At 61.2% G+C, this 20772-nt stretch carries 19 protein-coding genes; 8 read left to right on the top strand and 11 right to left on the bottom strand.

Annotated elements, in window-relative coordinates; translation table 11 throughout:
* Window positions 1-145 precede the first annotated feature (145 nt).
* Genes ASD02_RS22015 through ASD02_RS22000 form a run of 4 tightly spaced genes read left to right on the top strand, consistent with a single transcriptional unit; the run spans window position 146 to window position 4060 of the window.
* Window positions 146-1252, top strand: coding sequence for a polyamine ABC transporter substrate-binding protein (locus ASD02_RS22015; protein ID WP_025430134.1), 1107 nt, complete (start codon window positions 146-148; stop codon window positions 1250-1252).
* Window positions 1253-1288: 36 nt separating this feature from the next.
* Complete coding sequence (locus ASD02_RS38415) at window positions 1289-2359, top strand: ABC transporter ATP-binding protein (RefSeq protein WP_244494260.1); 1071 nt, start codon at window positions 1289-1291, stop codon at window positions 2357-2359.
* 12 nt (window positions 2360-2371) lie between these two features.
* A complete protein-coding gene (locus ASD02_RS38410; RefSeq protein ID WP_041692911.1) occupies window positions 2372-3256 on the top strand; it encodes an ABC transporter permease subunit in 885 nt (294 codons plus the stop codon).
* 9 nt (window positions 3257-3265) lie between these two features.
* Entirely contained in the window at window positions 3266-4060 is a 795-nt protein-coding gene (locus ASD02_RS22000) for an ABC transporter permease (RefSeq protein WP_057220018.1), read from the top strand.
* Between the two features lie 65 nt (window positions 4061-4125).
* Here ASD02_RS22000 and ASD02_RS21995 read toward each other — a convergent pair whose 3' ends face one another.
* The gene (locus tag ASD02_RS21995; RefSeq protein ID WP_162255920.1) at window positions 4126-5022 is read right to left on the bottom strand and encodes a helix-turn-helix transcriptional regulator; all 897 of its coding nucleotides are present in this window, start codon (window positions 5020-5022) and stop codon (window positions 4126-4128) included.
* A 201-nt stretch (window positions 5023-5223) separates the two neighbouring features.
* Between ASD02_RS21995 and ASD02_RS21990 the strand changes: the two genes are divergently transcribed.
* The 3 genes from ASD02_RS21990 to ASD02_RS21985 all read left to right on the top strand — a co-directional run bounded on the left by ASD02_RS21990 (window position 5224) and on the right by ASD02_RS21985 (window position 8805).
* Entirely contained in the window at window positions 5224-6945 is a 1722-nt protein-coding gene (locus ASD02_RS21990; protein WP_057220016.1) for an amidohydrolase, read from the top strand.
* A gap of 72 nt (window positions 6946-7017) precedes the next feature.
* On the top strand, window positions 7018-7395 hold the full coding sequence (locus tag ASD02_RS37270; RefSeq protein ID WP_162255919.1) for a cupin domain-containing protein: 378 nt from the start codon (window positions 7018-7020) through the stop codon (window positions 7393-7395).
* Window positions 7396-7410: 15 nt separating this feature from the next.
* A complete protein-coding gene (locus tag ASD02_RS21985) occupies window positions 7411-8805 on the top strand; it encodes an FAD-dependent oxidoreductase (protein ID WP_082555589.1) in 1395 nt (464 codons plus the stop codon).
* Window positions 8806-8890: 85 nt separating this feature from the next.
* Here ASD02_RS21985 and ASD02_RS21980 read toward each other — a convergent pair whose 3' ends face one another.
* The 3 genes from ASD02_RS21980 to ASD02_RS21970 form a co-directional block, all read right to left on the bottom strand.
* Complete coding sequence (locus ASD02_RS21980) at window positions 8891-10693, bottom strand: NAD(P)/FAD-dependent oxidoreductase (RefSeq protein ID WP_057220015.1); 1803 nt, start codon at window positions 10691-10693, stop codon at window positions 8891-8893.
* A 77-nt stretch (window positions 10694-10770) separates the two neighbouring features.
* On the bottom strand, window positions 10771-11847 hold the full coding sequence (locus ASD02_RS21975; RefSeq protein ID WP_025430127.1) for a 2,3-butanediol dehydrogenase: 1077 nt from the start codon (window positions 11845-11847) through the stop codon (window positions 10771-10773).
* A gap of 161 nt (window positions 11848-12008) precedes the next feature.
* A complete protein-coding gene (locus ASD02_RS21970) occupies window positions 12009-13913 on the bottom strand; it encodes a sigma-54-dependent Fis family transcriptional regulator (RefSeq protein WP_057220014.1) in 1905 nt (634 codons plus the stop codon).
* A 391-nt stretch (window positions 13914-14304) separates the two neighbouring features.
* Between ASD02_RS21970 and ASD02_RS21965 the strand changes: the two genes are divergently transcribed.
* The gene (locus ASD02_RS21965) at window positions 14305-14823 is read left to right on the top strand and encodes a BA14K family protein (RefSeq protein WP_057220013.1); all 519 of its coding nucleotides are present in this window, start codon (window positions 14305-14307) and stop codon (window positions 14821-14823) included.
* 111 nt (window positions 14824-14934) lie between these two features.
* Here the strand turns inward: ASD02_RS21965 and ASD02_RS21960 are convergent, their stop codons facing one another.
* The 7 genes from ASD02_RS21960 to ASD02_RS21930 are packed head-to-tail and all read right to left on the bottom strand — an operon-like array spanning window position 14935 to window position 20539.
* Window positions 14935-15882 carry a carbohydrate kinase family protein gene (locus ASD02_RS21960; RefSeq protein WP_025430124.1) on the bottom strand — a complete coding sequence of 316 codons (948 nt, stop codon included), beginning with the start codon at window positions 15880-15882 and terminating at the stop codon, window positions 14935-14937.
* On the bottom strand, window positions 15879-16397 hold the full coding sequence (locus tag ASD02_RS21955; RefSeq protein ID WP_057220012.1) for an ureidoglycolate lyase: 519 nt from the start codon (window positions 16395-16397) through the stop codon (window positions 15879-15881). The genes ASD02_RS21960 and ASD02_RS21955 overlap by 4 nt, the downstream gene beginning before the upstream one ends.
* On the bottom strand, window positions 16394-17134 hold the full coding sequence (locus tag ASD02_RS21950) for a BtpA/SgcQ family protein (RefSeq protein ID WP_057220011.1): 741 nt from the start codon (window positions 17132-17134) through the stop codon (window positions 16394-16396). Before ASD02_RS21950 ends, ASD02_RS21955 begins: the two co-directional genes overlap by 4 nt.
* Before the next feature lie 26 nt (window positions 17135-17160).
* Window positions 17161-17934 (bottom strand): GntR family transcriptional regulator, encoded by a 774-nt coding sequence (locus ASD02_RS21945; protein ID WP_156408443.1) that lies wholly within the window; start codon window positions 17932-17934, stop codon window positions 17161-17163.
* Between the two features lie 21 nt (window positions 17935-17955).
* Window positions 17956-18819: an ABC transporter substrate-binding protein gene (locus tag ASD02_RS21940; RefSeq protein WP_057220010.1), complete on the bottom strand. Its 864-nt coding sequence runs from the start codon at window positions 18817-18819 to the stop codon at window positions 17956-17958.
* 32 nt (window positions 18820-18851) lie between these two features.
* Window positions 18852-19616 (bottom strand): amino acid ABC transporter ATP-binding protein, encoded by a 765-nt coding sequence (locus ASD02_RS21935; RefSeq protein ID WP_057220009.1) that lies wholly within the window; start codon window positions 19614-19616, stop codon window positions 18852-18854.
* Window positions 19613-20539, bottom strand: a complete 927-nt coding sequence (locus tag ASD02_RS21930) for an amino acid ABC transporter permease (RefSeq protein WP_025430118.1) — start codon at window positions 20537-20539, stop codon at window positions 19613-19615. Before ASD02_RS21930 ends, ASD02_RS21935 begins: the two co-directional genes overlap by 4 nt.
* Between the last annotated feature and the right edge of the window lie 233 nt (window positions 20540-20772).

Genomic DNA, 20772 nt, shown 5'->3' with positions numbered 1-20772 from the left:
CCTTGGAAACATGGGCTTTCAAAGCTGAAGATCATGTGCAGCGGCATCGAACAGCCGCCCAGCCTAGCCAAAGGGAGTGTTGACCCATTGCGCCTGGCCCCGCAGTTTTTCCCGAAACGAAGGCCATTCTGCCTTGGGAGGGAACATGTCTGGTTCGTGCCGTTCGCTGATGCACTCGGTTGCCATCGCTTCGATCGCCTTGCTCTATGGGCAGGGGGGAGCGAGGGCCGATGAGAAGCTGTTTATCTATAACTTCTCCGACTATTTTGCCGAAGACACAGTTTCTAACTTCGCAAAGCGTAGCGGCGTGGACGCGCGTGTCGATTTCTTCGATTCGCTGGAGGTCCTGGAGACACGCTTGCTGGCAGGGGGAAGCGGTTTCGATGTTGCCTTTCCAAGCGCGACCGTCGGCGAGCGGCTCATCCAATCGGGTGCACTGAAGCCGATCGATGCTTCCAGTCTCAAAAACTATAAGAATCTGGACAAGGATCTCCTGAAGCTCGTTGCCGAACACGATCCGGGCAATCAGTACCTCGTCCCGTACATGTGGCTGACGACAGGGATTGCCTACAATCCGAAGCTCGTTGAGGAGCGGGTCGGCGACGCCCCGACTAACAGCCTGGACATGTTCTTCAAGCCGGAACTGGCGAAAAAGTTTCAGGACTGCGGCATTGGCATCGTCGATGCGCCAAACGAGGTGGTGCCGATCGCCCTGAACTATCTCGGGCTCGATCCTTATTCGACAAAACAGGAAGATCTTGACAGAGCCAAGGACCTGCTCCTGACGTTACGCCCCTACATCCGGCACATGCAGAGCGGCCAACTGGTGGCGGACATGGCATCCGGCCAGCTGTGCCTGGCGATGATGTGGAGCGGTGACGCGGGCATTGCTGCAGCGCGCGCCGAGGAAGCCAACAACGGCATCGCGGTCAATTATTCAATCCCGAAGGAAGGCACGATCATCTCCTTCGATACCATGGCCGTGCCCGGCGATGCGCCCGATCCAGAGCAGGCACTGGCCTTCATCGACTACGTTCTCGAGCCGAAGACAGTCGCCGACATCAGCAATCACGTGTTTTACGCCAACGCCAATGCTGCTGCCACGCCGCTGGTCGACGAGGCGATCCGCACGGACCCGAACGTCTATCCGCCCGCGGAAGTTCGCGCCAAGCTCTTCGTCGACAAGTCGCTGCCGCCACGCCAGGCGCGCGAGCGGACCCGGGTGTGGACCGCGTTTAGGGCCGGCAACTGAATGTCTTGCCTGAAAAGCGGGAGCAGAAGGACATCCGTGTTGCAATCTTACGTATCAATTGAGAATCTTTCCAAGTCCTTCGGTCTGTTCAGCGCCGTCGACAATATCTCGATCGGTATCGGGAAGGGGGAATTCTTCTCGCTTCTTGGTCCATCCGGATGCGGCAAGTCGACCTTGCTGCGCATGATCGCCGGTTTCGAAACGCCGACATCGGGGGTCGTCCGGCTCGACGGGGAAGATGTGACGGACGTTTCGGCCCATCGCCGACCAACGAACATGATGTTCCAGTCCTACGCGCTGTTTCCCCATCTGTCAGTGGGCAAGAATATCGCCTTCGGCCTGCAGCAGGACCGGCTGGCAGGAGCTGAGATCCGGCAGCGTGTGGGCGAGGTGGCCGAAAAGCTGCAACTGACGGCACTGCTGGATCGCAAGCCGCAACAGCTGTCTGGAGGACAAAGGCAACGGGTCGCGTTGGCGCGGGCACTGGTCAAGCGGCCGAAGGTGCTGTTGCTGGACGAACCTCTCGGTGCGCTTGACAAGAACCTGCGCACCGAAACCCAGCACGAATTGGTCAGGCTTCAGCGGGAGCTGGGGCTAACCTTCATCATCGTCACCCACGACCAGCATGAGGCAATGACCGTGTCGTCGCGCATCGCGATCATGCGGCAGGGCAAGGTGCTGCAAATCGGGTCGCCTGCCGAAGTCTACGAAACACCGGTTTCCCGCTATGTCGCGAAATTCCTCGGCGAAGCGAACGTGTTCGAAGGCGGCACTTCCAAACGTTCCGGCAACGAGCTGTCGGTCGAAAGTGCTGAGGCCGGCGGTTCGATCTTTGCCACCGCCAGTGACCATATTTCTGCCAATGGCCGCTTCTGGGTCTCGGTGCGGCCGGAGAGGGTCGAGCTCAACAAACAGGGCAGCGGTCTTGAGGGCGTCATCGAGCAATTCAGCTACGCCGGGGCAGGGCGCCACTATCGGGTGCGCCTGAAGAGCGGGGTAACGCTGGACGCGCTGCGCGTCAATCTGGGCGCTGAGGACGATCTGGCGGTCGGTGACACCGTTTATGCCTCATGGATGCCGCAGGCCGCCCGTCTGCTGGCCGACTAGGGGAACGACACGATGCAATCAAAACCTGATCTCGGCCGGCGCGCACTGCTGCTCGTGCCCTATGGCTGGCTGGCCGTGTTCTTTCTCATGCCGTTTCTGCTCGTGCTGGCGATCAGCCTCTCGTCCGTTCGCCTCGGCATGCCACCCTATGAGCCGCTATTTGCCTGGCAGGGATCGCTGCTCAGCATTCGGCTCAATCTCGAGAACTTCATTTTTGTGCTGGGTGAAAACACCTATCTCCTTGCCTATCTCACGAGCCTGAAGGTGGCGTCGATTTCGACGATACTGATGCTGGCGATCGCCTATCCGCTCGCCTACGGCATTGCAAGTTGCGCGCCGGCGTCGCGCTCCTTCCTCATCTTCCTCGTGATCGTGCCGTTCTGGAGCTCGATGCTGATCCGCGTCTATGCCTGGATGAGCATTCTGCGCAACGACGGGCTGTTGAATTCGCTGCTCCTTAACCTCGGCATCATTTCCGAGCCGCTGCGGATCATGAACACCGAGACCGCGATCTATATCGGCATCGTCTACACCTACCTGCCGTTCATGGTGCTGCCGATCTACGCCAATCTCAGTGCCAGCGACCGTACCTTGATCGAGGCGGCACGCGATCTCGGTTGCTCGCGCATTGCAGCGTTCTGGCGCGTCACCTTTCCGCTCAGTTTGAGGGGTGTTGCCGCAGGATGTGCACTGGTCTTCATCCCGGTCATCGGCGAATTCGTCGTGCCTGACCTGCTTGGAGGTGCAGACACACAGATGATCGGCAGGACGATCTGGATAGAGTTCTTCAACAACCGGGACTGGCCGGTGGCCTCCGCCGTCACCGTGCTGCTTCTCGTCATCCTGGTGATACCCATCGTCCTGTTTCAGACACGTTTGTCTCGAACCTCTAAATGAGGAGCGACTATGCCTCAGCCTTCCTGGTTCAACCGGCTTTCCATCTTCGCCGGGCTCACCTTCCTCTACCTGCCGATCGTGGTTCTGGTTGCCTACAGCTTCAACGCCTCGCGACTGGTCACCGTCTGGGGCGGGTTCTCCACTCAGTGGTACACGGCCGCGATCACCAATCCGTCGATCGTCGAGGGCGCCAAGATCAGCTTTCTCGTGGCGGCGATCTCGGCAACATTCGCGACCGTTCTCGGATCGCTTGCGGCGATCGTGACTGTCAGAATTCGGCGCTTTCGCGGCCATCATATCTTCAGCGGCATGCTGGTGGCGCCGATGGTGATGCCGGAGGTGGTCATGGGCGTGTCGATGTTGTTGATGTTCGTGACGTTGGGCATCGATCGCGGCCCTGTGACGATCACGCTTGCCCATGCCACCTTCACCATGTGCTTTGCGGCAGTGGTGATGCAATCCCGACTGGCCGAACTCGACCCGTCGCTGGAGGAAGCAGCAAGAGACCTTGGCTGCCCGCCATTCCTGGCGTTCATGAAGGTGGCCGTGCCGAACATGGTTCCGGCCTTCGTTTCGGCCTGGCTGCTGTCGTTCACGCTGTCGCTCGACGATCTCGTGATATCGAGTTTCACGACCGGGCCCGGAGCCTCGACCTTGCCGATGAAGATCTATTCGCAGATCAAGTTCGGCGTGACCCCTGAGGTCAACGCCATCTCGACGATCATCCTTGGTGTCGTCGTCTTCGGCCTGGTGGCGTCACGCATCGTGTCCAGGCCATCGGCAAAGAGCAGTCTTGCCGTTTAGGCGTTCGGTCCGGTGGCGGAGCCCATAGCGTTAATAAGGCCTCAGTCGCCTGCACGGACATCCCGTCAGTTGCAGGCAAGTTCGCCCGTGAGCTGCCCGCGCTTGGCGAGGTAGCCGGATAGCGGGTCTTCGTAGACGTTCCTGGCCGAAGAGACTGCATCTATGAACAACGCAAACAGCGCCGTTTGTGACGTGATATCCAGCTTCGAGTAGAGATTTCGGCGGTGGAGCTTCACTGTTGCCGGCGAGATGCCGAGTCGCGTCGCAGCCCCTTTGACGGAGTAGCCGCGCAGAACGAGCTGAGCGGCCTGGCATTCGCGCTCCGTCAGGACGCTGCGGCCGAAATTGCCTATCGCCTGGGCAAGCGCCTTCTGCAACGCGGAAGCCTCGCCATCAAGCGTCTCGGGTCTGAGGTCGCGGAAATGGCGGATGACTGCCGTGCGCAGGATCGGAGCGAGGCTCTCGAGCAGTTGCACTTCCTGTGCGCTGAACGCGATGCTCGACCGCTTGCGGCCGAGAGAGATCGCGATCTTCGAGGCATCGTCGAGGCTGACGATGAAGTTGAACTCGTCATGAAGTCCGGAATGCTGGTAGTATTCGCGGTAGTACTGGGTTCGATCGAACGAAGGCGCGATCTGGCTCAGGCGATAAAGCCCGTCATCTTCGTTCTCGACAGCGAGTTGATAGAACGGATCGAGCCGGTAGGGGCCCTGAAGGTAATGCCGGATGTCGGACAGGCCGCGATGCGTCTGCCAATCGTTGAAGAGTATCTTCGGCGCACTGTCGCCGCGATAGAGCAGGATCAGCCCCGCATCCACGGAAACGTGCTGCTTCAGTGCCTCAGTCAAGCGCTCCTGGAAATCAAGTCGACCGATATTGCCGATCAGTGACATTGCCAGTTCATTGATTGCAGGCGACTGCGTAACCGTGCCTGGCTCGCTCGTCGCGATACTCCCGTTCATGAAAATGTCCTCCCTCGCGCGAGCGTAGGTGAGTTTCGAAACGGCCGCAAGACATGGCCATGGCCTGTTGCGGACATGGTCGGAACGCCCGCGCCAACCGCCGATCGGCGAACCTAGCCCTTTGGAGTATTCCGCATCCGGCCGCATTGCCGCTTACTCCATGCATCCGCTTCATCTGTTCGGACCTCGGGAGGGAAAGACGTGCGCACCAAGAAATCACCTGTTCTGCTGCACCAGCTTCTGGCTGGCACCATGCTCGCCGCGCTTGCGGCCGGATCATCGTCGACGGTTGCGAATGCCGCTGCCGACCTTATCGCCGTCAATGGCGACGTGCGGACCGTCGATCCGAATACGCCTCGAGCGGAAGCCTTTGCCGTCGAGGGCGGAAAGTTCGTGGCGGTCGGCACCAGCGCCGAGATCCGGTCGCTCGCCGATGGCAAGACCACGGTGCTCGATCTCGGCGGTAAGACTGTCACGCCCGGCTTCATCGATGGACATACGCATCTGACAAGCGGCACGGACTACGTCACTGGCGTCGATCTCTCCTACATCCCAGACAAGGAAACGTGGCTGAAGAAGATCAAGGAGGCGGATGAACGCCTGCCGCCAGGCGTGTGGATCACCGGAGGCGGTTGGGACTATACGCTGAAGGAGGGCAAGCTTCCGACGAAGGAAGACATCGACGCCGTGGTCAAGGATCGCCCCGTCGTTCTGCGCGATATCGATTTCCACTCGATCTGGGTGAACACCAAGGCATTGGAAATCGGCGGCGTCACCGCGAAATCCGAGGTGCCCGCCGGGGGCGAGATCGTCGTCGACGCCAAGACCGGAGATCCGACCGGGATCCTGCTAGAAGGCGCTGGCGACCTCATCACCAACAAGAAGCCGGCCTATTCCGACAAGGAACGCGCCGAAGCGCTGCTGCAGACCGTGAAGTTTGCCAACAGCGTCGGCCTGACCGGCGTTCATGACATGTCGTCCATCGCCGCCGTCTACGACTATCTGAAACTCGTCGAGGACAAGAACCTGTCGTTGCGGGTCTGGTACGGCTTCTTCGAGGACAAGGCTGCAAATGTTCCGGCGGCGGCAAAGGATCGTGAGGCCGTCGACAGCCGCGTGGCTGCCAGCGGCGAGACCAAGGTGAAGGGACCGCTGCTCACGGTCGGTTACGCCAAGTCGGTCGTCGACGGGGTGCTGTCGACCCACACGGCCTACCTGCTTGAAAACTATTCGGATCGCACGGGGTGGAAGGGAGAGCCCTTCCAGTCGGAGGCTGATCTCAGCGCGCTGATCAAGGTCGCAAACGACAACGGTTTCCCGACTGCCGTCCACGCGATCGGCGATGCCGGCGTGCAGATGACGCTGAACGCATTCGAAAAAGGCCAGTCGCCCGGCAAATACCCCAATCGCGTCGAGCATATCGAAATCATTTCTCCGCCCGATATCGAGCGGTTCAAGAAGCTCGGCATCGTCGCGTCAATGCAACCGAACCACGCAACCGGCACGATCGGAAAATACATCACCGAGCGGGTAGGCCATGAGCGCGAAAGCCATGCCTATGTCTGGAAGTCGATGCTGCAGCACAAGGTGCCGGTCGTGTTCGGATCCGACTGGGCGACATCGCCGCTCAGCCCCCTGACCCAGATCAACGATGCCGTTTTCCGCGAAAGCCCGTTCGGGCTCGGCGATGGTCCATGGCACCCCGAGCAGGCGGTCACTTTTGACGAGGCCCTGTTCGCCTACACCCAGGCCGGCGCCAACATGACGCCGTGGGCCAATGAGATCGGCTCGATTTCGACCGGCAAATGGGCAGACTTCGTCGTGCTCGACGCCAAGCTTCCCGACCCCGTCGACCGGTCCATTCGCAAGCGGCATGTCGAGGCGACCTATGTCGCCGGAACGGAAGTCTATCGGGCGAAATAGCAGCCCCAAACCGCATCGGGGCGGGGCAGCCTCCCGTCCCGCCAACCACTGACCATGCATTCAGGAGCATACATGTCCAAGGTAATGAAAATCGATCGCTATGGCGTCGGCCTGCGCGAGCTGGAAAAGTGCAGCGTTGTGCCCGTCGAAGCGATCCTGTCGGGTTTTGCCGACGAGATGGGTGACGTCCACTTCGAGAGCGCTGACGGCTCGATCGTCGTCGGTACATGGCAATCGACGCCCTATGCCGAAATGCTCTCCTACCCTGACGGGGTGGAGTACAGCTTCATCCTCTCGGGAAAAGTCTCGATCACCAACCCGGACGGATCGGTGGAGATGTTCCAAGCCGGCGAAAGTTACCTGCTGCCGCAGGGGGTTGAGGTCCGGTTCGAGGTGCTGGAGACGATGCGCAAAGTCTACGTCTTGCACACAGCAAAGACTGACGGGTGACCTATGGCGCACCCAATGCAACGACCGTCGGTAGTGTCGCTTGCCGACGTGAAAATGTCGCCGTTCTGGCTGGATCGGCCGGATGCTCCCGAGGCGCTGCCGCCGCTGACGGCCCATCGAAAGGCTGATCTGCTGATCGTCGGTGGCGGTTTCACTGGCCTCTGGGGCGCAATCCAGGCCAAACAGGCGAAGCCCGATCTCGATGTGGTGCTGATCGAAAAGAGCACCGTGGCCAACGGCGCCTCCGGTCGACCGGGCGGTGTCGTCTCGACGTCGGTGATGCACGGCCTGTCCAATGCGGTGCGCGTGTTCCCCAACGACATCGCCGAGCTGGAGCGGCTCGGCAAGGAGAACATGCATGGGTTCATGCAGACCATTTTCGACCATGGTATCGACTGCCACGCGGAGTGGGGCGGCGAACTGACCGTTGCCGTGGATGCAGACCATCTCGAATCTCTTCGCAGGGAGCATGAACTGCACCTTCAGTATGGCCATCAGGCCGTGTTTCTCGATCAGGACGCGGTCCAGGCGCAGATCGGATCGCCGCGCTACAAGGCCGGGATCTGGTCAAAGGATATCAGCGGCACGGTGCACCCCGCCTTGCTCGCCTGGGGTTTGAAACGAACGGCCCTTTCTCTCGGCGTTGAGATCTTTGAGAATACGGAGTTGCTGGCGCTCGATGAGGTCGGGCCCAAGATCAAGGTCAAGACGCCCTTCGGCTCGGTGACCGCGCCAAAGGTGCTGCTGGCCACCAACGCATTCGCTTCCGGCCATCCCGGCATCAAGCGCCGTGTCGTCGCCGTCAGAGATCGGGTGCTCGCGACCGAGCCGTTGTCTGAGCAACAGATGGCGTCGATCGGCTGGAAGAACCGGCAGGGTGTCTACGACACCCGAACCCAGATGAACTACATGCGGCTGACGAAGGACAACCGGATCATCTTCGGGGGAAGGCTCGGCTATGCCTTCGCGGGCACGACGTCACCAAGCGTCGATAGCGACGTCAACACCTATGAGCCGCTGGCGGCCGCGTTCTTCGATACGTTTCCGCAGTTGCAGGGCCACCGCTTCACGCATGCCTGGAGCGGCCCGATCGATCTCAGCACACGCATGGCGGTGCATTTCCAGAGATACCACGCAGGCAAGGTCGTTTATGCCGGCGGATATTCAGGTTTTGGGGTCTCCGCGTCGAGATTCGGCGCACGCATAGCGCTCGACATTCTCGACGGCTCGAAGACTTCGGAGAGCAGGCTGGATTTCGCAACGCAGCTGCCCAACGTCGTGCCGCCGGAACCCTTTCGCTGGCTCGGGGCACAGGTCACGATGTATGCGCTCGACACGGCCGACCAAAAGGGCGGATGGCGCAAGCCGTGGCTCAGGCTGGTTTCGGCAATGGGCTTTCCGTTGAGTTGAGAATGCCAGCGCCTTTCTGATCTAATACAGCGCAAGCGATGCGACAGGATTGGCCGGAGGCCGGCTCCGGCCAATCCTCAAGGCGTCAGCCGCGGTGATGGCGCTCCTGCAAGCCGTAGACCGGCGTTTCGATGCCGGCTTGTCGGGCTTTCAATTGCAGCGAGAGGTACTGCGAATAGTGCCGTGACTGATGCAGGTTGCCGCCGTGAAACCAGAGGGCTTCCTGCTGTGTCGGCTTCCACATGTTGCGCTGCTCGCCTTCCCACGGGCCGGGGTCCTTTGGCGTGTCGGAGCCCAGACCCCAGCATTTGCCGACCTTTTCGGCAACTTCGCGGCTGATGAGATCGGCCGCCCAGCCGTTCATCGAGCCGTAGCCGGTGGCATAGACGACGAGATCCGCCGGTAGCTCCGTGCCGTCCTTGAGTACCACCGACGTTTCGGTCAGGTGATCAACGTCTGAGCCGGATTTCAGCTTGATCGAGCCGTCGATGATGAGGTCGCAGGCACCGACATCGATGTAATATCCCGAGCCGCGGCGCAGGTATTTCATGAACAGGCCGGAGCCGTCGGCGCCCCAGTCGAGCATGAAGCCCGCCTTTTCGAGATCCGCGTAGAACTCGGCGTCGCGCTCGCGCATCTTGTCGTAGAGCGGGATCTGGAACTCGTGCATGATCCTATAGGGCAGCGAGGCGAAGATGAGGTCTGCCTTGCGTGTCGTCATGCCGGCCGCGACCGCCCGCTCGGAATAGAGGTCGCCGAGCCCGATCTCCATCAGCGAATCCGATCGTACGATGTGGGTCGAGGAACGCTGGACCATGGTGACGTCGGCGCCCGCCTCCCATAGTGCGGCGCAGATGTCGTGAGCGGAGTTGTTGGCCCCGACCACCACCACCTTCTTGCCCTTGTAAGCGTCGGGGCCCGGATGTTGGGAGGAATGCTGCTGCTCGCCCCTGAAAATCTCCTGTCCCTTGAATTTGGGAACGTTGGCCTTGCCGGACATGCCCGTGGCGAGCACAAGTTGTTTCGGCTTCAGCACCACTTCCTTGCCATCGCGCTCGACAACGACGGTCCATTCCTGCTTGTCCTCATCATAGGAAGCGGATTTGCAGGTGGTCGAGTTCCAGTAGTTGAGCTCCATCACCTTGGTGTACATCTCCAGCCAGTCGCCGATCTTGTCCTTCGGCGCAAAGACCGGCCAGTTCTCCGGGAAGGGGATGTAGGGCAGGTGGTCGTACCAGACGGGGTCGTGCAGGCAGAGTGACTTGTATCGCTTGCGCCAGCTGTCGCCGGGTCGCTCGTTCTTCTCGATGATGATCGTAGGTACGCCGAGTTGGCGCAGGCGCGCACCGAGCGCAATGCCGCCCTGGCCGCCGCCGATGATGACGACGTAGGGCTGCGTCTCGTAGCCAAGTCCGGCGGCTTCCGCCTGGCGTTTTTCGCTCCAGGTCTTGCGATTGGGGTCGTGGCCGTGTTCCGCCCCCATCGGTCGCTTCAGACCCTTGGGTTCCTCATGCCCCTTGAGCTCGCTCATCGTCGTCAATAGCGTCCAGATCAGGCCATTCTTCAGACGGATATGGCCATAGCCACGCGCAACATCCGTTTCGAATTCGAACCAGCCCTGCGTGATGCCGTCGCCGTCGCTTGCCAGTTCCTTCTCATCCTGGCGAAATCGCGATGGTTTGATTGTTTTCAGTTGCCTTGTCAGCATGTCGCGGATCTGGTCGTGGCCCTCCATCGTGCGCAGGTTCCAGGTGAACGTGACCAGATCTCGCCAATAGCAGTCAGCCTGGAACAGGTTGACCGCGGCTTCGACATCTCCGCGCTCCAGCGCCTTGCCGAGCTTGGCAAGGGCTGCGTCTATCTTCGTGTTGGGGCTGTCTTCAAGCATGGTATCTCCTCCGTGTTGCTCGAGTGTCAGGTGGCAAACGCCGGGGAAGCTCCTCCTTCCCCGGCGTGCCCGGATGATCATTTTGTAAGGTCGATCAGGATCTTCAGTTGCTTGCCGGCCGGATCGAGCAAGGCGTCGAAGCCTTGGGCAACGGCCCGGTCGAGCGTGATGGTGCTCGTCACAACCTTGGCGGCCGGAAGCAGACCCGATGCGATCAGCCGGATGACGCGCGGCCAGTAGTGGGTCGGGTAGGCCCAGGATCCGCGCAGGTCGATGTCCTTGAAGGTCACCTGGAACCAGTCGAGCGGGTTCTCGTGCGGATGCAGACCCGTTTGCACGACGACACCCTGCTTGCGCACGGCATCGACGCAGGCTTTCAGCGCATGTTCGTTGCCGACGCATTCGATCGCGACATCGCAACCGACCTTGCCTTCCGAGGTCGCCCGAACGATGTCGCCGGGATTGTCCCGTTTGGGATTGATCGTGATCAGATCGGGCAGGATCGATCTTGCGAAATCGAGCCGCGCATCGTTGATGTCGGAGACGAACAGCTGTGCTGCGCCGGCTGCCCTTGCCGCCAGCAGTGTCAGGATGCCGATCGGTCCGGCACCGGTGACGAGCACGCTGCTTCCCGCCGTCACGCCACCGCGATCGCAGGCATAGACGGCAACCGCAGTCGGTTCGACAAGGGCTGCCTCCTCGTCGCTCATCGCATCGGGGATCTTCTGGACGTTGTATTCGTTGAGCGTGGCATGTTCCGCCATCCCGCCCCACTGCCAGCTGAGGCCCGCCAAGGCGAGGTCGGTGCTGAGGTGGTAAAGACCGCGATCGGCAAAGTAGTCGCCGGATCGCGGCATGATCAGCGGTTGAACGGATACCCTGTCTCCGACCGCAATGGTGTTTACGCCGTCGCCGATCGCCTCGACGATGCCACCGAACTCGTGCCCGAGAATCTGTGGCGCCCGCGCGCCGGTGAACGGGTGCGGTTCGCTTGGAATGAAAATCGGGCCATAGGCGTATTCGTGCAGGTCCGTGCCACAGATGCCGACAAAGCGATTGCGGATGAGGACCTGGCCTGGCCCCGGATTGCGATCGGGTGGCGAGATCTGTTCAAGCCGCAGATCCCTGGCTGCATGAAATCTGAGTGCGCGCATGTTTCCTCCGTTCTGCCTTTTGTTGCGACAGTACGGAGCAAGGGGCGTGCCAGGGCTGGGTCAGGTTTGAATATCGTTGCTAATCAATGGCGTAGCTCGACCTGGTGGGCATCGTCCACCTGAGGCGGATGCAACAGGTGTGGTGCCACACCTGTTGCATGCTAGTGCTTGGCGCGCAGCCGGTGGCGCTTGATCTGACGATGGACGGTGGAGCGATCGACGCCCAGGCGCCGGGCCGCCTCGGAGATGTTCCAGCCGCAGGAAGAGAGCATGATCTCGAGCGCCGTGCCGTCATCGGTCTTTCCGATTGGGGAAGGACCTTCAGTCTTGCCTGTCGGCGTCGCTGTGAGGTGGTCCGGCAGGTCGCCGAGTTCAATCCTGTTTTCGTCGCAGACGGCAGCGGCGACGGCGAGAACGTTATCCAGCTCGCGAATATTCCCGGGCCAGCCATGCGCCTTCAGCGCGGCCAGCGCGTCCGACGAGATGTGCAAAGGTCGCTCCTCGGTGCGGTGTTTTTCGAGGAGTGTCGCGAGCAGCCATTCGAAATCCGCCCGATCGCGAAGCGGCGGCATATGGAACACGACGGCATTCAGACGATAGAACAGGTCTTCGCGGAAGCGCCCCTCCTGCACCAGTTGCTGCAGCGGCCGGTGCGTTGCCGAGACGATGCGCAGGTTCACCGATTTCGGTTCCTGCCCGCCAATCGGCAGGATCTCCCGTTCCGCCAGGACCCGTAGCAATCTTGTCTGCAGGGTGAGGGGCATGTCGCCGATCTCGTCGAGGAAGAGGGTTCCGCCCTCGGCCTGTTCTATCAGGCCCTTGCGCCCCTTGGGCGATGCCCCGGTGAAGGCGCCGGGCAGATAGCCGAAGAGTTCGCTCTCGATCAGATGCTCGGGCAACGCGGCACAATTGATCGCAACGAACTTACCCTTGAGGCCGCTGCAGTCATGGATTGTTCGGGCGAGGTGCTCCTTGCCCGAACCGGTCTCGCCCTGGATGAGGACCGGCAATGCGGTCGGCGCGAGTTTGGTGATCCGATCCTGAAGAGCTGCGATCACCGGCACCTGGCCGCCGAGCCGTCGAGAGGGCGAGGCCGTTGCGATCTTGCCGGCCGACCGGCCGACAGGAAACTGCGGTTCGATCGCGTGGGCAAAGAGAGCATTTCCGTCACGCGCGGTCAGAAGCCGTTCCTCAGTCGGCCTGCAACGGGTCAACTCCACCAGGCCATCAACCCCGATATCGAAGAAACGGGACATCGGTTGCCCGATGAGGTTTTGCGGGTCACGCCAGTCGAGCCCGGCCGAACGCGCCAGGATCCGTGCGCCGCCATGGGTCATGCCGATGATGTGGCCGCGGCCGTCGATCGAGATCGCCGCCTCAGGATCGACGTCGAGAAACTCGGGCGAGCGGGCAAAGCGCAGCACCCATTCATGGCGCGTCCGAGCCATCAGGTTGGCGAGCTCGATACGACGCACGGTGGCGGCCACAAGGTGGCGCGCAAGGTTCTGGCTTGCCTTCAGGATTGGAGAGCTGAGCAGAGAAATGTCGAGAACGGCCGAAAGCCCGCCTTCTGTATCGTAGATCGGCGCTGCGGTGCAGGAGAGCGGCGTATGCGTTGTGTCGAAATGGTCGCTCTGGTGGATCGTCAAGGCTTCTCCGGTCTCGAGACAGGCGCCGACGGCGCAGGTACCCGCCCGCGCTTCGGCCCAGTCGGATCCAAGGTAGAGGCCGGCCCGGCGCAGGTTGTTGTCGAAGGAAGGATCGCCCAGAAATTCGACTGTCACGCCTTTCCTGTCGGAGAGCAGCAGAACGTAGTTCTGTCCGGCGACCTGGTTGTAGAGGTTTTCAAGGCCTGACCGCGCGATCCTGATAAGGTCCTCGGCTTCCTGCCGATGCTCGCGAAGGCGCTGTTCAGGCAGGATGTAGGCTTCGCATGTCTGCGCTGGATCCAGCTTGTGCTGATCAAGGCACCGCAGCCACGACTTGACGACAATGTCGTCGCGTCCCGTTGCCAGGCCCTGTCCCACCCGCTCGATCTCGCGGACATGTTCAGAATGTGAAACCATGGAACTTCAATGGCATTGCTGCCACGCTCCTCCATTCCTCCGAACGCGAATGTGTCCATGGCGAAACGGCTTTGTAAAGGGCAGGCGGACATTTCGTTCAGTTTGAGCGCGATCGCCTGGTCGAAAACACAAACTGCGTGCGAACGGTCTCAGCGCGACCGGTAGCTGTTGAAGCGGGGCACCTTCCAGGGTTTGCGGAGAAGGCAGGCATTCCCGCATTCGAAGCATTTCATTCAAGCGTCCGTGAGCGGAACGGGATGCTTTCCGGCCGATATATAATTCCTCAACTCAAGTTCGATTTTAGGGTAGAATTAGGCCGCGATCTAAAGGACTGCAGTGTCCTTTGCGCGCCGAATTCGACGTGTGGCGCTGCAGAGGAAAGGTGAAGCCAATGAAAAGGTTTGCAATCGTTGCCTTGTCGCTTGCGACTGCGCTGACAAGCGCTCCGCCGGTCATGGCATTTCCCACAATTGCCGCGCCAGGGATTGAGGCGCCGCAAGCCCAGCTGGTTCAGTACAGGCGATATCGCGGCGGCTACGGCGGCTACGGCGGGTATGGCGGGTACAACCACGGACGTCATCACAACGGTGGTGGTGACGATTGGGCTTGGGCACTGGGTGGGCTTGCCGCCGGCGCCGTTATCGGCGGGCTGCTGGCTCAACCCAGATATTATGGCCCCGGTTACTACGGCGGGAACTACTACGGCAATAACTACTATGGCGGGAACTACTATGGCGGGAACTACTACCGGCAGCGCTATTATGCGCCACGCTACTACCGCCAAGTCTACGGCGGCGGCAGTGCACATATGCGCTGGTGCTACGCGCGCTACCGTTCCTATAGGGCATACGACGATACATTCCAGCCCTATTACGGTCCGCGACAAGCGTGCGTCTCACCTTACTATTGAGCGCGGTTGAGGTACGCCGTTAAACAGATTCAACCGCTATCTGGACGGGTTTGGACTGCTGGCAAGCAATCTGTACCGTCGCCCGGGACAATATATCATCGAAATCCGCGCTCAATGGCGCGGCCGGTGCCGGGTTCTGTCATCGCACCAGCGAAGGATTTCGTCGGCGTTGGCCTTGCCGCCGCGGGGACCATGGACGGTGACTGAGCGGGCTGCGGCAGCCACGGCGAAGTTCAAGGCATCGGCAAAGGGTTGGTTCTGCTCAAGACACCAGGTCAGCACGCCGCCAAAGGTATCGCCAGCGCCAGTCACGTCGACGACATCGACCGGAAACCCACTGGCGCGCAGTATCGTGTCACCGTTACGCGCCTCTGCACCCTCGGCCGCCAACGTGCGCACCACCCAGTCGATGTCATGATCGCGCATCCAGTCTCCGATGCACGACAGGTCTTCATGGCCGAAGGCGGTACGGAAGCCGACCTGGTTGAAGATGACCACCGCCGCACCCTTGAGATAGGGCATGTCCTCAGGCGTGCAGCCGCCGACGTCGAGATCGAAGATGGCGCGGCGCCCGTGCTGGCGCAGGTCGGCCAGAAGTCCGGCCTGTTTCAGAATGCCGCTTTCCGTCCGCACGTGCAGCCGGCGGACACGATAGAGGGTCGTATACATCAATCCGGGCTGACGCAGCGCCGTCAAACTGTCCGGTGACAGCCACATCGGTTGTTCGCCCATCTCAACAGTCAGCACGATGTGCTCGCCATCGACCAGGAAGATCAGGTTGCGCGATTCGGGAATAGCAGGGTCGGTCAGCATGTGGCTGACGCCGACGCCGTTCTCCACGAGGTCGGCAATCAGCCGTTTTGACAGCGGGCTGTCGTTGAGCAATGAGATGAACTGCGTTCGGCCGCCCAGTGCCGCATGTACCACAGCGGCGTTGGCGATAGAGCCGCCGGTTTCCGCCGGCAGTTCGGCGACCATGCCCTTGTCCGCACGACCCGGCCAGCGATCGGCGGTGTAATATTCGTCGAGCGCCACGTCACCGATGAAAAAGGTTGTCATGCGCTCAGTCCTTCCTGGTTGGCCGCCTTGATCAGGCGTGGTCCGCCAGCCACAGGCACCCAGGGGCTTTCACCGAAGCCACATATCGCCATCCAATAGTAGGGCGCAGGGCCCGAAACGCCGCGGCAAGCGTCGTGCCAGACGCCACGATGCATCACTACCACTTGCCCCGGCGCAATCACGAATGCTTCAAGGTCATCGCGATGCGGTGCCAATGCGTCGGATGCGGGCGCGACGGCCAGCACGATCGATTGCGATGCGCAGAACAGCGCCTCTTCGGTTCCCAGGTGCCGCTCCATTGCCGCGCAGAGCCATGGTCCGCCGCCGCCGCGCGTGATGCCAAGGTGGCCAGAGCCCTCAATCAGCGGTGCGGCGGTGAACCCGTCGCGCCAGCCGTCGCCCGCTGTCCATATCGCCTTGGGATCTAAATCGTCGGTCAGATTGTAGGTCGTACCGAACCGCGAAAAGTTCTCGGCGGTCACCGGCCGGGCGAGGACGGCATCCGGAGCGCTCATGCGGCACTCCTGGCAGCACGCACGACGCGCATCAAGCCGGCGACGTGGGCCGCTTCAACCCGGCCGGTGTCCTTATGGTCGTGCTTGAACCAGCTTCCGACGACGGCGCCGTCTGCGTGGGTAAGCTGTTCGGCGGCATTGGCCTCGGTAAGGCCGGCTCCGATCAGTAGCGGTACACCACCCCCGGCTGCGGCACGGAAACGCGCCACCTTGTCCATGTCGGTCGGCCGGCCCGTCGCATCGGAGGTCACCACGAGGCCGTCGCAACGCGAGGCGCCGATGCGCACGTCCTCTGCTTCCGGCCTGCCGGACAGGACCGGTTGATATTTGAACCGCACGCCCCCGAGCAGCAGCGCCGAGACGCCTTCACGGCGGGTGGCAAGGTCTGCGGCGAAGGGAGCATCCGTCTCGGGCGGCAAATGACCGGCAACGGAATCGACCTGGATGAAGGCGACGGGATAGTGTCGGGCAAGTTCAAATGCGCGCGCATCATCGCGTAGCACATTGACGCCGATGCGCGTGCCGAGATCAAGGCCGAACAGCCGCTCCAGCACCCGCTCCACATCCTCTGCGTGGCCGAAATAATTCTCAACTACCAATCCATCGACACCTTCACCCGCCATAATGCGGGCTTCTTCCTCGGCTTGGGCGAGTTTGCCCTCGGGGCTGTCGCCTGCCAGGTGCAACATGCCGAGAATGGGTTTTGGCGTCGTAAAGGTCTCGCCGAAGCGGCTCATGTTCGTTCTCCTGCGTCGCGCCGCCATCAGGCCGGCGCGGTATCACGCCCCCAACGGGTGGCGAATTTCATCTGGACCGCCGGCGAGTAGACGATCGACGTGCGTTCGACCAACCGATCGTCGGCGTCGAGCACATCCCCGCTGGCGCAAAGATAGCCCGGCACGTCGTGTGCCGGAGCAAACACCTCCCGCAAACGGTCGGATGGCGGCACAACCGTCAAAAGCAATTCCGAGCGAATGGGGTTGCGGTCATAGTCGCGGCGCAGTACCTCGTAGAGTGATTGCGCCGCGAAATCGTAGCGGTCGATGCCTGGATAGAGGGCGAGATCGAGCTGCGACGTATCGACGTTCAGCCAGTTGACGGTCTCGCCGTTGGCAAGCCCGCGAGCGCGCACCAGGAACAGTTCACCGTTCTCAACCCGATGCTCCAGTACCCGCGTCGTCGGGCGTTGGCCTTGTCGGCGGGCGAGTTCCGTAAAGCTGCCGAAGTTCCAGATATTGTGGCTGATCGGCCGGTGCGAAACGATCGTGCCCCGGCCGCGAACCTGCTGGACCAGTCCCTCCGACACCAAAAGCGCCATCGCATTGCGCACCGTGGTCCGGGCGATGCCGAACTGGTCACGCATTTGGTTTTCCGAGGGAATGGCTTCCCCCTCGGAAAAATCGCCGCTCAGGATTGCGGCTCGAAGAGCCCGGTAGAGCTGCCGGTAAAGTTGCTCGCTCGAATAGAGATCGAGGCGCAATCTCGACAATCTGTCGTCGGCGGCGATGGGGGCGTCAGGCATGGAGGGATGGGTCAAGGCGGGCTCCGTTTGGCTCCGTTACTTCGTGGTTCCGTTCACCTTGAACTCTTCCACGGCAGCATCTTTCAAGCCATGACGATCGAGGATCTGTGCATAAGTACCATCCGCCTTCAGCGCCTCGAGCGCTGCAAGAACCGCATCGCGCAAGGGGCCATTCGCCTTGGCAAAGGCGATGCCGTAGTAATTGATCTCGTCGACCTTGCCGATCTGGTAGAACTTGCCCGGTTCCTGCTTCATCAGATCGAGCAGGCCCTCCAGGCCGATGACCGAGGCCTGTGCACGGCCTTGGCGGATCTGCATGATGTGTTCGGCCTGTGTGGGGATCTGGATGACCGTGATCGGCTTGTCGGCAGCACAATTGGTCTTGCCGACATTTTCCGCCCATGTGACCCAGCTGGTGCCCGTCGCCACGGCCACGGTCTTGCCGCAGAGATCGGTTTCAACCTTGATCTCTCCCTGCTGATCGGCCGTGGAATAAAAGACGTTGCCAGTCTTGAAGTAGTCGATGAAATCGAGCTGTGTCTGGCGTTCGACCTTGTCGGAGAAGGCGGTCATGATCATGTCGGACCGGCCGGTGACGACCTGAGGAATGAGCTGCGGGAATTCGACGTTCTGGAACTCGGCCGTCAGGCCGAGGCGCTCGGCGACGGCCTTGGCGAGATCGATGTCGAAACCCTTCAGGTCGGTCGAGCCGGCATCGCTGTATTCCATCGGCGGATAGGCAAGGCTGATGGTGACGTTGAGTTTGCCAGCGGCGCGCACGGCTTCGGGCAGGGCGGCCGCCAGCTTCTCATCGGCCTCGGCATGGGCCCCTCCGGCTACACACAGGCTGATGAATGTGGTGGAGGCAAGTCCCAGAACTATTGGCAGCAGTCGTTTCATTTTTTGTTCTCCCATTTTTAAGCTGAAATTTCTCAGGCCAGAACGCGGCTGAGGAATGTGCGCACGCGCGGATCACCGGGGTTGCTGAGGACCTGTTCCGGCGCGCCGGTCTCGCGAATTTCTCCGTCGATCATCACCACGACGCGGTCTGCCACCTCGCGGGCAAAGCCGATCTCATGGGTGACGACAATCATGGTGGTACCGCCGCGCGCCAGATTGCGCATGACCTCCAGCACCTCGCCGACAAGCTCCGGATCGAGCGCGCTGGTCGGTTCGTCGAACAGCATCACCCGTGGCTCCATGGCGAGCGCCCGGGCGATCGCCACGCGCTGCTTCTGGCCGCCGGAAAGCTGTGACGGATAGCTTTCGGCCTTGGCCGCCATGCCGACCTGCTCCAGCAGATCCATGGCGCGGGCTTCGGCTTCAGCCCGGCGCAATCCGCGCACGATCATCGGCCCTTCGATGACATTGCCGAGCACCGTCAGATGCGCGAACAGATTGAAGTGTTGGAACACCATGCCGAGCTGACTCTGCTGTGCGCGTAGTCGCTTGACGGGCAGCTCCTGCAGGGCGCCGCGATGGAGCGCGTAGCCCATGATCGCACCATCGACCCAGACATAACCGCCGTTTGGCGTTTCGAGATGGTTGATGCACCGAAGGAACGTGCTCTTGCCGCTGCCCGAAGGGCCGAGGATGCACAGCACTTCACCATAGGCGACTTCGAGATCGAGGCTCTTCAATACCTCGTGGCTGCCGAAACTCTTGCGGATACCTACCGCCTTGACCGCGAGACTCATGCTTCCCTCACAGCGGCGAGACGCCGCGCCCGTCCTTTGAACCAGCTTCGATTGCTGGCAGCGGCAGCGGCGTCGCGGCCGAAATGGCGTTCGAGATAATATTGACCGATGGAAAGAACCGTCGTTCCGGCGAGGTACCAGGCGGCGCAAACGAACAGCAGCTCGATGACCGCGCCGTTGATGAAGTAAATCCGCTGGGCCGCATTCAGCATTTCGCCCATGGCGATCGTGGCGGCGAGCGAGGAGAATTTCAGCATGCCGATGGCGCTGTTGCCAAGAACCGGCAGGATCAACCGAAGGGTCTGCGGCAGCATGATGCGCCGCATCGTCTGGCCGGGCGTCATGCCGAGAGTGTGCGCCGCTTCCTTCTGGCCGCGATCGACGGATGAGATCCCGCCGCGCACCACTTCCGTCAGATAAGAGCCTTCGTTGACGCCAAGACCGAGAACGGCAGCGACAAAGGGCGTCACCACATCAACCATGCGCTCGTCGACCAGACCCGGAATGTAGAGACGGGGAAAGACGAGCGCGATGTTGAACCAGATGAGAAGCTGGAGCAGCACCGGCGTGCCGCGAAATATCCAGACGTAAAGCCAGGCGGCAAAGCGCAGGATCGGATTTTCCGAAAGGCGCATGATCCCGAAGGCGAAGCCGAGGACCACGCCAAGTGCAAGCGCGCAGGCCGAGATCAACAGGGTCCAGCCGAAACCGGTGATGATGACGCCGGCCGTTAGAAACTGCCCGACGACCGTCCACTGGATTTGACCAACCGCAAAGGCGCGACCGATCACTGCCAGCAGGAGGATGACGGCACCACCGCTGATCCAGCGCCAAGGGTGGCTCAAACGGCGAATGGGCACGTCCGGGCCTGGCAGGTCTGTCAGCGACAGCGTGGGAGTTGCATTCGAGGTTGATCGGGTCATGATGTCCAAATGTAGGGTTAGGCCTACAACTTACTAGATGCGTTCTGGGGAGGAGTCAAGCGGGCCGACCGCCGAAGGAAAAACAAGCGCTTTGTCGGGAAAATGGGCACGTAATCACAGGTCGCGTGCACGTCCGCGATCAGCAGCTAGTTCGTAGTGCTGGGCCGTCCAGTGAGAGGGTGAGTGTCGTCGGCGTTACGTTGATCGCTCGCTTGGGAGGTTCATCGATGACA

Origin of the sequence: Ensifer sp. Root1252 (assembly GCF_001425885.1) — a bacterium.
GTDB lineage: Bacteria > Pseudomonadota > Alphaproteobacteria > Rhizobiales > Rhizobiaceae > Ensifer > Ensifer canadensis.
This window is presented reverse-complemented; position numbering and strand designations above follow the sequence as displayed.

Bases quoted from the DNA above. Each gene is read 5' to 3' on its own strand.
- ASD02_RS22015 (WP_025430134.1), top strand. From the start codon at position 146: ATGTCTGGTTCGTGCCGTTCGCTGATGCACTCGGTTGCCATCGCTTCG.
- ASD02_RS38410 (WP_041692911.1), top strand. From the start codon at position 2,372: ATGCAATCAAAACCTGATCTCGGCCGGCGCGCACTGCTGCTCGTGCCC.
- ASD02_RS22000 (WP_057220018.1), top strand. From the start codon at position 3,266: ATGCCTCAGCCTTCCTGGTTCAACCGGCTTTCCATCTTCGCCGGGCTC.
- ASD02_RS21995 (WP_162255920.1), bottom strand. From the start codon at position 5,022: ATGAACGGGAGTATCGCGACGAGCGAGCCAGGCACGGTTACGCAGTCG.
- ASD02_RS37270 (WP_162255919.1), top strand. From the start codon at position 7,018: ATGTCCAAGGTAATGAAAATCGATCGCTATGGCGTCGGCCTGCGCGAG.
- ASD02_RS21985 (WP_082555589.1), top strand. From the start codon at position 7,411: ATGCAACGACCGTCGGTAGTGTCGCTTGCCGACGTGAAAATGTCGCCG.
- ASD02_RS21980 (WP_057220015.1), bottom strand. From the start codon at position 10,693: ATGCTTGAAGACAGCCCCAACACGAAGATAGACGCAGCCCTTGCCAAG.
- ASD02_RS21975 (WP_025430127.1), bottom strand. From the start codon at position 11,847: ATGCGCGCACTCAGATTTCATGCAGCCAGGGATCTGCGGCTTGAACAG.
- ASD02_RS21970 (WP_057220014.1), bottom strand. From the start codon at position 13,913: ATGGTTTCACATTCTGAACATGTCCGCGAGATCGAGCGGGTGGGACAG.
- ASD02_RS21965 (WP_057220013.1), top strand. From the start codon at position 14,305: ATGAAAAGGTTTGCAATCGTTGCCTTGTCGCTTGCGACTGCGCTGACA.
- ASD02_RS21960 (WP_025430124.1), bottom strand. From the start codon at position 15,882: ATGACAACCTTTTTCATCGGTGACGTGGCGCTCGACGAATATTACACC.
- ASD02_RS21955 (WP_057220012.1), bottom strand. From the start codon at position 16,397: ATGAGCGCTCCGGATGCCGTCCTCGCCCGGCCGGTGACCGCCGAGAAC.
- ASD02_RS21950 (WP_057220011.1), bottom strand. From the start codon at position 17,134: ATGAGCCGCTTCGGCGAGACCTTTACGACGCCAAAACCCATTCTCGGC.
- ASD02_RS21940 (WP_057220010.1), bottom strand. From the start codon at position 18,819: ATGAAACGACTGCTGCCAATAGTTCTGGGACTTGCCTCCACCACATTC.
- ASD02_RS21935 (WP_057220009.1), bottom strand. From the start codon at position 19,616: ATGAGTCTCGCGGTCAAGGCGGTAGGTATCCGCAAGAGTTTCGGCAGC.
- ASD02_RS21930 (WP_025430118.1), bottom strand. From the start codon at position 20,539: ATGACCCGATCAACCTCGAATGCAACTCCCACGCTGTCGCTGACAGAC.